Raw genomic sequence first — 9877 nt, 5'->3', positions numbered from 1 at the left:
ATTGACAAACAATCCTTTGCCCATAGATAGTAGGGATTAGGCAAGCCCTGTCATCTATCAAAAGAGTCAAACCATGTCCACCCACACCTTCAAAATACACGGCATGACCTGCCAAGCCTGTGCCACTCGCCTAGAAAAAGTCTTAAATAAAAAAGAGTGCGTAGAGCGTGCTGATGTGAACTTTGCCACAGAAACGCTGACCCTTAGCACAACAGAGAGCGTATCTTGTGATGAGATTTTGACATGGATAAAAAAGACAGGCTTTACAGGGGAATTTGTCCAAGACCAATCCCAAACCCCGCCCCATAGTGACGCACCGCCTTATCGCTTGATTGCCCTTGGCGTGTTATCCTTGCCGTTTTGGGTGGGTATGGCAGGCATGATGACAGGCTCGCACGCACTCATGCCCCCAAATTGGGTGCAGTTTGTGCTAGCGAGCATTGCCCAGTTTGCCCTTGCCACACCTTTTTATAAAGGAGCATGGGCAGGGATAAGGGGCGGACTTCTTGGCATGGACGTGCTGGTGGCATTGGGGACGAGCATGATTTGGGCGTATTCTACTCATGCTTATCTTGTGGGCGGTCATGTGTACTTTGAGGCGAGCGTGATGATTTTGACTTTTGTGAGCCTTGGCAAATACCTGGAACACCGCACCAAAACAGGCAGTCTTAATGCCTTATCCAAACTCATGGAGCTACTACCGCAGACGGTCAAGGTCAAGCGTGATAATGCGTTGGCGGACGTTGCGTTGGCAGACGTCAAGGTGGGCGATATTTTGCAAGCCAATCATGGCGACAAAATCGCTGTGGACGGGGTCATCACGGACGGTCAAGGGGATATTACCCAGGCTCATCTGACAGGCGAAAGTGCCTATTTATCAAAAACTTATGGCGATGACGTACTGGCAGGAAGTGTGGTGGTGGACGGCAGTTTTGCTTATCAAGCCCACGCGACAGGCTCACAGACCGCCCTTGGGCAGATGACGGACGCACTGTCGCACGCACAGGGGACAAAAGCCCCGATTGCACGGCTTGCCGACCGTGTGGCGGGTGTGTTTGTGCCTGTGGTGGTGGGGCTTTCGGTGCTGACGTTTTTGGCGAATTGGTATATACTTGGGCAGTTTGACACCGCACTCATGCGAGCGGTTGCCGTGCTGGTCATCGCTTGCCCGTGTGCGTTGGGGCTTGCCACGCCCACAGCGATTATGGCAGGCATGGAGGTGGCAAGTCGGCATGGGGTGCAGTTTTTGGACGCGGTGGCATTGGAGACGGCAGGGCAGATTGGGGCGATAGCCTTTGATAAGACAGGTACGCTGACAAACGGTCATCTTGTGGTGGTGGATAGCCTGAGCCTGACCGATACGCCCACATTGCTTGGCGTGAGTGCAAGCATTGAGAGCCACAGCACGCACCCCCTAGCCCGTGCGATAACTGCTTATGCTCATGACAATCACGCCCCGACATTTACCGCCCAAAATATCCTAAGCCAAGCAGGGCAAGGCATGCAAGGCGACATCGCTGGCGTGGGCGTGGTAAAGGTGGGGACGAGCGGTTTTGTTCATGCTGATTTGGGCGAGAAAGAACACGCCTTTATCCAAGACAATCCCACAGCCAGCCTTGTGTTTGTGGCAATCGATGACAAACTGGCAGGGATTTTTGCCCTAGCCGACACCCTAAAAGCGGACGCCCGCACGCTCATAGACAAGCTAAAAGCGGACGGCATCACGCCCATTATCCTAAGTGGCGACCGTCAAAGCGTGGTGGGCAGCGTAGCAGGTGAGCTTGGCATAGACGGCCATGGGGAGCTATCGCCACAAGATAAATCTTTAAAAATCAAAGAATTACAAAAAACTCACAAAACCGCCATGATAGGGGACGGCATCAATGACGCCCTAGCGATGACCACAGCCGACATCGGCATGGCGGTGGGAGGTGCCACAGACGTGGCGACAGGCTCAGCAAGCGTTCGGCTCATACAGTCGGAGACGGGCGGGGCGATGAGTGTTTATCACGCCCACAAAATCGCCAAATTGACCTTGACGAACATTAAACAAAACCTATTTTTTGCCTTTATTTATAACGTCATCGGCATACCGCTTGCGATGATTGGCGTCTTAAATCCGATGATAGCCAGTATCGCCATGGCATTAAGTTCGCTGTCGGTGCTTGCCAATGCACTTAGGTTAAAAGGGGTGGATTTGAAAAAATGTAAAGGATAAATAAATAGGGTGTAATTTTAATTAAAATTATGGCAAAAAATACACGATGTTGGTAAGGTGCGTACCACGCACCAAATTGTGATTAAATTTATTTTTAAAATAAATTGATTAAAAAATTATCGCACTTAAAATATTTTGAAAAATTGAAAATTGCGCAAATTACAATTCACCCCTTTACTCATTGTGCCTTCATAAGATGAGTATCTGTTACGCCTTACTTGTCGAACGCTTGCCTTTAAACAAAGCTTACTCATTAATCTTTGTACTTTTTATGATTAATAACCATGCCTTTTGGGGCAAGCTGATTGTTAAGCTCTAGGGTAATTCTAAGATAACCATACCTGCCTTTGTGTGTATGATACACCCAACCAACTTAATATTTACCACGGGTTTGTAAGGGTGTGCTGAGCACACCTTTTGATGGCATTACTGCACAAGGCGTGCACAGCACGCCCCTACATCCAAACATTATTGTACTTGTGGTAATTTTAAATTTTCTTGGGTGTATCTAATGGATAGCCATGTTGTTGCCTTAACTCATGAACAATCAAGGTTTTTTCTTGATTGTTGGCTGTTGTGCTTTGTGCTGTGTTAAGGCGATGAGCTTTTTTTAAAACATCTCGCCCTACTTTAAGCTATAAGAGTTTATCAAGCAGCTCATCACGGCTTTTGTCTTTGTCTGCTTTGATGAGTTGGGCTTTGTTGAATGATTTGAACGGCATTAAGCTTAAAGTCTGTGTCATAAACAGCCTTTGCATGTCGTCTTTTGATGCCATCAATGCCATGTGCTTGATGGATTTTAACTCATGGCTCTACAGTCTTGTGGTTTAGATTAAAGTGTTTGACGGTTTGGTGATAAATGTGGTGATTAAGATAATACTCAATCACAGACAGTTTGAAGTCGGTTGTGTATTTTGCCATAGAAAGCATCCCAAAGGTTAGAGTGGCAAGCTTTAGGGGTGGTTCATTAGATAACGGTAGTTTTTAAAAATCACACAAGCCTAGCACTCGCCAATTGGGTCAATTGATACAACGCATGGCGGTATTTGTTATCAGGCAGTTTCATGAGAGCCGTTTGAGCAAGGCGGGTTTCGTCCAACGCTCGATTTTTACAGTATTCCAACGCCCCTGATGATTTCACCAAGCCGATGAGCGTCTCGGCATTGTCCGTTTTGCCTGTTTGTACAGCGATTCTTAGTTTGTCATAGTCATCGCTATTGGCTTGTTTTAGGATTTCTAAGGTTTTGATAATCGGCAAGGTCGGCTTACCTTCGGCTAGGTCATCGCCCAGATTTTTGCCCATCGTTTGGCTGTCACCCATAAAGTCCAGCACGTCATCAATCATCTGAAAGGCATTGCCAAAATGTTGCCCAAAATCAGACAAATTAGCAAGTAACTCCTTGTCATCATGCTTGCCATGAAGTAGAGCCGAACCCACACACGCCATCATGAACAGGCGTGAAGTCTTGCCGTCAATGATTTGTAGGTAGTCACTTTCGGTCGTCTCAATGTTGTGTTGGTGTTGCAGTTGTAGCACTTCGCCTTCGGCAATGTCGCACGTCCCGTCCGAGAACAGCTTTAATAATGTCATATCGCCAAACCCCGTCAAAAGGTTGAACGAGCGAGCGATGAGATAGTCGCCCACCAGCACAGCCGTGGCATTGTTCCAAGTGGCGTTGGCGGTCGGTCGCCCCCGTCTCATGCCAGACTCATCAATCACGTCATCATGCACGAGCGTGGCGGTATGGAGCATCTCGGTAATCGCTCCAAGTTCTAGGCTTGGTTGATACTGCTCATCCTTTATCATGCGTGAGATAAGCAAGGTCATCAAAGGTCGCATACGCTTACCGCCTGCGTTGATGACGTGGTCGGACACTTTCATGATGAGCTGAACCTTGGAATTTAGCGAGCCAAAAACCTGCTTGTCCATGACGGCAAAATCATCGGCAACAACGGATAAAATCTCAGAATACGTGGGCGTGGTCATTGTCATTCTCAAAACTAAAATGGGGCTATGATAGCACATTTGAGGGCATTGGGCAAAAGGGTTATTTGGCAGATTGCGTGTCTTGATTGTCCGATTGACGTTCGGCAAGCCGTTCTTCGGCGGTGTCATAGACGGCATTTTTCTCACGCTTACCCACCGCGATGACAAACACCATCACTTTATCATCTTCAACCTGATACACAAGGCGATAACCTGCTGAGCGTAATTTGATTTTGTATAAATTTTGTCCACCGCTTAGGCGATTGGCGATGATGTGCGGATTTTGTAGTAAATTAATCCCAATTCGCACCAATTCTACATTTTGAAAAATGTTTTGTAGAGTCGTGCTGAGCACGCCCTATAAACATAATATATCATCAAGGGCGTGTGCAACACGCCCCTACACTGGTGTATTTTGAAGTTAAACGAGTATATAATACCTTAGCCAGCCTCTTTTTAAACTGCGTTTTTATGGTGTCGCCCAGTTTTTGCCATTCTTTTAAGACTCGCTCGTCAAATTCTAATCCATACATTAATTCGCACATTAAAACTCGTCCAAACTGACTTTGATGCGTGGGGCAGGATTATCAAGGCGTTCTTTGGCAAGGGCTAAAAGCTCACTGTCTTCATCGGTCAAAACCACCGTCTTAAAGGGTAATTTTTTGTGATAAGCCACATATTGCAAGGTTTGGCGGATAAGCTCGGACGGTGTCACGCCAAGTTCTTGCAATGCCAAAAATGATTGGGTTTTTAGGTCATCGTCCACACGAGCCACGATAGTTGCCATAATATACCTATTTGTCTATAAATTTGTCAATACAATTATAACACAACTTTTTTATCGTTCAAGAATAACCATAAATTATCAATTTATAAAAATCCATAAACTATTTTTAAAATTTTTGCCCTTTTTCTCACTTTTCATCTTGTCAAACGGTGTAAAACTGTGCATAATACCCCTTTGACCAAACCCAATAAATACAGGCAGGTATTATGTCTTTTTTAACCCACCATACAGAAATTGATGATGTGAATATTGAAAAAATCACACCCCTAACCACCCCCGCCGAACTAAAACGCACCTACCCCCTATCTAGCCAAGCATTTAGCACAGTGCTACACGGTCGTAAGGTCATCGAAGACATTTTGGATGGCGTGGACAAGCGTATCTTGGTTGTCGTTGGCCCTTGCTCTATCCATGATGTCAATGCCGCCCATGAGTATGCGGACAAATTAAAAGTGTTGGCGGACGAGCTAAAAGACGAGCTGTTTATCGTCATGCGTGTATACTTTGAAAAGCCACGCACCACCACAGGCTGGAAGGGGCTTATCAATGACCCCGACATGGACGACAGTTTTGACATTGAAAAAGGGCTTGGCATGGCTCGTAAGCTACTTTTGGAGCTTAATGAAAAAGGCTTACCCTGTGCCACCGAAGCCCTTGACCCCAACACCCCCCAATACATGCAAGATTTGATTAGCTGGTCGGCAATCGGAGCCAGAACCACCGAATCACAAACCCACCGTGAGATGTCAAGCGGTTTGTCTTGCCCTGTCGGTTTTAAAAACGGTACGGACGGCTCCATGACTGTGGCAGTAAACGCCATGCAAGCGGTCAGCTCAGGGCATAGCTTTTTGGGTCTATCATCAGACGGACAAGTGTCTATCATCAAATCCAAAGGCAACAAATACGCCCATGTTGTCTTGCGTGGCGGTAACGACCAGCCCAACTATGACGAAACCGCCATCGCAGCCGCCGAAAACGAGCTTGCCCGTGGCAAAACCAACGGCAAAATCATGGTAGACGCAAGCCATGCCAACTCTGGCAAAGACCCCTACTTACAGCCCATGGTTATCCAAAACATCGCAGGGCAAATCCAAAAAGGCAACAAATCTATCATGGGTCTCATGATTGAAAGCCACCTAAAAGGCGGTCGCCAAAATATCCCTGCCGACCTAAGCCAATTAGAATACGGCAAATCGGTAACGGACGGTTGCTTAGATTGGGACAGCACAGTGGACGTGTTACGTCAGTTTGCCAAAGACGTCAAAGAGCATTTGCCAAATCGTTAAAACTGGCGGTAAAAACCTTAAATCCACAAATAAAGGCGGAGCGATTCGCCTTTATTTATAGGTAAACCAAATTAAATACATTAAGAAATACCCGACCTTTTACAACCATCTAACCTGTAGAAACGTTGTAAAATACACCACCTGTTTTGCTTGAAAAATCAAACCCAGCTCAACCCATCTTTAAGCCATTACTCACAGTCAAAACATAACAATCCCATACTTTTATTGTGGTGAATTTTTTTGTATAATAGCAATGATATTCATTCAACATCATACATTATGACAAGCAAAAAATTCAAAAAACCCTTGATTTTTATCATCATTTTGATGATTGGTGTGGCATGTGCTACTTTCTTTTTTTATCAAAAACAACCACCAAAACAGCAATACCTCACGCACACCGCTGGGCTTGCCAACATCGAGAGTACTGTCATCGCAGGCGGTCAAGTCTATGCCGAGGAACTCATTGACGTGGGAGCTCAGGCGACTGGGCGTGTGGACAGACTGCACGTCAAGCTAGGACAACGGGTCAAAAAAGGCGAACCCATCGCCGATATCGATGCCACTCAGCAAAAAAATGCCCTAAAAGATGATGAGGCAAGCTACAAATCCTTGCTTGCTCAGCACGACATCAAAAAAATTCAGCTCGCTCAAATCGAGCATGAATTTAACCAACAAAAGCAAGGCTATCAAGCAGGCGTGGTGGCAAAAATAGACTACACCAAAGCAAAAACTGCCCTATCCACCGCCCAAAAAGAGCTGACCGCCAGTCTCGCCCAACTCGAACAAGCCAAACTCAAAATCGCCACCGCCAAAACTAACCTTGCCTACACTCGCATTACCGCCCCCATGGATGGTGTGGTGGTGGCGGTCGTTACCAAAGAGGGTCAAAACATCAACGCCATGCAGTCATCACCAACCATCATCAGGCTGGCTCAGATTGATACGGTGCAAATCAAAGCCAAATTCTCCGAAGCGGACATTCCCAAGCTAAAAACAGGCATGACTGCCCACTTTACTATTTTGGGCTTGCCAAATCGACAGTTTGAGGCAACGCTCCAAGATTTAGAATTATTCCCCATTGATACCACTGCTCAATCAGGGGCGGTGTATTATTATGGACTGCTCAGTGTCCCAAACCCCGACCATGAACTCTTTATCGGCATGACCGCAAACGTTACTGTCATCATTGACAAAAAAGAGCAAGCACTCACCATTCCCATGACCGCACTTGGCAAACAGCTCTCTGATGATACCTTTGAGGTACAAGTCATTGATGATGAACACAGCTCCACCCCCACCATCGAGACTCGCACCATCAAAACAGGCATCAACGACAAGCTCTCTACCGAAGTGCTGTCTGGATTGAAACAAGGCGAAAAAGTGGTGGTCGCCACCTCAGACGGCACGGTCGAAAGTGTCAGCATGGGGTTATGACATGGCAACACCCATTTTATCGCTAAAAAACATCAAAAAAAGCTTTGCTTTTGGTGATGACTCCCTAGAAGTGTTAAAAGGCATTAACCTTGATATTTATAGAGGGGAAATGGTCGCCATCGTGGGGCAATCAGGCTCTGGCAAATCCACGCTCATGAACATCATGGCGTGTCTGGACACGCCAACATCAGGCGAGTATCGGATTGACGGTCTTTGTACCAAAGAGATGGACAGTGAGCAGTTGGCAAGCCTAAGACGAGATAAGTTTGGCTTTATTTTCCAGCGTTATCAATTACTTAGCAGTCTCAATGCCACCGCCAATGTCGCCATGCCTGCCATCTATGCAGGGGTGGGTCAAAAAACTCGTGAGCAAAAAGCCCAAGCCCTACTTGCCAAACTGGGGTTAGAACAACGCCTCGACCATTATCCCAACCAGCTCTCAGGCGGGCAACAACAGCGAGTATCTATCGCTCGTGCCTTGATGAATGGCGGACAAATCATCTTTGCGGACGAACCCACAGGGGCGTTGGACAGCCAAAGTAGCCGTGATGTCATGGCAATTTTGACTGAGCTAAACCGTGAGGGACACACGATTATCCTAGTAACCCACGACCCCAAAATCGCCCAAAGTGCCAAACGTGTGATTGAAATTTTTGACGGTCAAATCCTAAGCGATAACAACAGCGATAATGCCCCAAATACCGCCCAAGATTTTCAACAAAACACCCATCGTACGCTAAATTTTCAAGCCATCGGTCGCATCAAAGAGGCTTTTCACATGGCGATTTTGACCATGCTTGCCAGCAAAATGAGAACGCTTTTGACCATGCTTGGCATCATCATCGGCATCGCCTCTGTGGTACTTATCGTAGCACTTGGCAACGGCTCAAAACAGCAAATCCTAAGCCAAATCAACAGCATCGGCTCATCCACCATCAGTGTTTTTATGGGCAGTGATGACGAGGACGACACCACACCGCCCAATGATTTGACCTTTGATGACATGTATGCACTCGAAACATTGCCCTTTGTTGCCAGTACCTCGCCCGACTTGAGCATGAGCATGCAGGCTCAAGTTGGCAATCACAGCAAAGGCGTGCAGGTGGACGGCGTGGGTCTCAACCATCATCGTTTGCAAAATGTGCAGTTTGTCGCAGGGGGCATGTTTCGCCAAAGCGATTTGGATAATTTTAGCCAAAACGTCATCATCAGCGAAAAAACCAAACAAGCTTTTTTCAAACAAAACAACGCTTTGGGGCAAATTCTCATCTTAAATGGTGTGCCGACCAAAGTGGTGGGCGTATTTAAATACAATGGCATTGAGGGCAATTTTGACCGCAATCTCAAAGTATGGCTTCCCTATCGTACCTACCAAGCCCGCTTTGCAGGCGAGTCGCCACGCCTAAACAGCATTACGGTACTACTAAAACCAAACGAGTCGTCCGCCCTTGCCAGCGAAAGCATCAGCCAGCTTTTGACCCAACGGCACGGCAAAAAAGACTTTACCCTATTTAACAGCGACAGCCTTGCCAAAACGGTCGAAAAAACCGCCCAATCCTTAACCCTGCTCATCGGGGCGATTGCGGTCATCTCGCTACTGGTTGGTGGGATTGGCGTGATGAACATCATGCTCGTCTCCGTTACCGAACGCACAGGCGAGATTGGCGTGCGTATGGCGGTGGGGGCAACTTATGGCGACATCGTTTGGCAATTTCTCATCGAGGCGATGGTGGTGTGTGCGTTGGGCGGTGTGCTTGGGGTGCTTTTGGCGTTTGGGCTTGGCGGACTGTTACAACTCTTTGAAATCAAAGTCATTTTCTCAGCAACTTCCATCGCCCTTGCGGTGGGTTGTGCTAGCCTGATTGGGCTTGTTTTTGGGCTAATGCCTGCTCATAAAGGGGCAAAACTAAATCCCATCGAAGCATTAAACAAAGGATAAATAATGAATAATATCAAACAGTTAATCATCATCACAAGCATCATTACCCTAACCGCTTGTCAAAGTACCCCACCACCCAAACCCACCGCCCCCACGCCCATCATGGTGGACAATACCGCCCATTGTTTGACGATTGATGACCCCATTTGTCATCACGATTGGTGGACGGTGTTTGGCGATGAGGTGTTAAATGATTATATAAAAAACCCCACTCTCAACTTAA

At 46.9% G+C, this 9877-nt stretch carries 9 protein-coding genes and 1 pseudogene; 5 read left to right on the top strand and 5 right to left on the bottom strand.

Annotated elements, in window-relative coordinates:
* The first annotated feature begins 73 nt into the window (after positions 1-73).
* The gene (locus B5J93_RS06285) at positions 74-2218 is read left to right on the top strand and encodes a heavy metal translocating P-type ATPase (protein ID WP_115236859.1); all 2145 of its coding nucleotides are present in this window, start codon (positions 74-76) and stop codon (positions 2216-2218) included.
* A 253-nt stretch (positions 2219-2471) separates the two neighbouring features.
* On the opposite strand, the gene B5J93_RS14395 is transcribed toward B5J93_RS06285, so the two are convergent.
* The 5 genes from B5J93_RS14395 to B5J93_RS06265 all read right to left on the bottom strand — a co-directional run bounded on the left by B5J93_RS14395 (position 2472) and on the right by B5J93_RS06265 (position 4992).
* Positions 2472-2582, bottom strand: coding sequence for an IS3 family transposase (locus B5J93_RS14395; protein ID WP_079325591.1), 111 nt, complete (start codon positions 2580-2582; stop codon positions 2472-2474).
* A gap of 627 nt (positions 2583-3209) precedes the next feature.
* Positions 3210-4205, bottom strand: coding sequence for a polyprenyl synthetase family protein (locus tag B5J93_RS06275; protein WP_211278856.1), 996 nt, complete (start codon positions 4203-4205; stop codon positions 3210-3212).
* 61 nt (positions 4206-4266) lie between these two features.
* On the bottom strand, positions 4267-4560 hold the full coding sequence (locus B5J93_RS06270) for a type II toxin-antitoxin system RelE family toxin (RefSeq protein ID WP_079325587.1): 294 nt from the start codon (positions 4558-4560) through the stop codon (positions 4267-4269).
* A gap of 22 nt (positions 4561-4582) precedes the next feature.
* Positions 4583-4750, bottom strand: coding sequence for a type II toxin-antitoxin system RelE family toxin (locus B5J93_RS13695; protein ID WP_167432587.1), 168 nt, complete (start codon positions 4748-4750; stop codon positions 4583-4585).
* Positions 4750-4992 carry a type II toxin-antitoxin system RelB/DinJ family antitoxin gene (locus B5J93_RS06265; protein ID WP_079325585.1) on the bottom strand — a complete coding sequence of 81 codons (243 nt, stop codon included), beginning with the start codon at positions 4990-4992 and terminating at the stop codon, positions 4750-4752. The genes B5J93_RS13695 and B5J93_RS06265 overlap by 1 nt, the downstream gene beginning before the upstream one ends.
* Positions 4993-5198: 206 nt before the next feature.
* Here B5J93_RS06265 and B5J93_RS06260 point away from each other — a divergent pair, with 206 nt between their 5' ends.
* From B5J93_RS06260 to B5J93_RS06245, 4 genes and pseudogenes are all read left to right on the top strand, one after another.
* Positions 5199-6278: a 3-deoxy-7-phosphoheptulonate synthase gene (locus B5J93_RS06260; protein WP_079325583.1), complete on the top strand. Its 1080-nt coding sequence runs from the start codon at positions 5199-5201 to the stop codon at positions 6276-6278.
* A gap of 279 nt (positions 6279-6557) precedes the next feature.
* Entirely contained in the window at positions 6558-7715 is a 1158-nt protein-coding gene (locus B5J93_RS06255) for an efflux RND transporter periplasmic adaptor subunit (protein WP_228144886.1), read from the top strand.
* Position 7716: 1 nt separating this feature from the next.
* Positions 7717-9654 (top strand): MacB family efflux pump subunit, encoded by a 1938-nt coding sequence (locus B5J93_RS06250; protein WP_079325581.1) that lies wholly within the window; start codon positions 7717-7719, stop codon positions 9652-9654.
* 3 nt (positions 9655-9657) lie between these two features.
* Positions 9658-9877 (top strand): annotated as a pseudogene (locus tag B5J93_RS06245) (hypothetical protein); the annotation flags it as partial.

The organism is Moraxella equi (assembly GCF_002027555.1).
GTDB lineage: Bacteria > Pseudomonadota > Gammaproteobacteria > Pseudomonadales > Moraxellaceae > Moraxella > Moraxella equi.
The sequence above is the reverse complement of the archived record's forward strand: the minus strand, read 5'-3'. Positions and strand labels throughout refer to the sequence as shown.

Excerpts from the sequence above, each read along its gene's own strand:
- B5J93_RS13695 (WP_167432587.1), bottom strand. The coding sequence starts at position 4,750 with ATGTGCGAATTAATGTATGGATTAGAATTTGACGAGCGAGTCTTAAAA.
- B5J93_RS06285 (WP_115236859.1), top strand. The coding sequence starts at position 74 with ATGTCCACCCACACCTTCAAAATACACGGCATGACCTGCCAAGCCTGT.
- B5J93_RS06275 (WP_211278856.1), bottom strand. The coding sequence starts at position 4,205 with ATGACCACGCCCACGTATTCTGAGATTTTATCCGTTGTTGCCGATGAT.
- B5J93_RS06260 (WP_079325583.1), top strand. The coding sequence starts at position 5,199 with ATGTCTTTTTTAACCCACCATACAGAAATTGATGATGTGAATATTGAA.
- B5J93_RS06265 (WP_079325585.1), bottom strand. The coding sequence starts at position 4,992 with ATGGCAACTATCGTGGCTCGTGTGGACGATGACCTAAAAACCCAATCA.
- B5J93_RS06250 (WP_079325581.1), top strand. The coding sequence starts at position 7,717 with ATGGCAACACCCATTTTATCGCTAAAAAACATCAAAAAAAGCTTTGCT.
- B5J93_RS06255 (WP_228144886.1), top strand. The coding sequence starts at position 6,558 with ATGACAAGCAAAAAATTCAAAAAACCCTTGATTTTTATCATCATTTTG.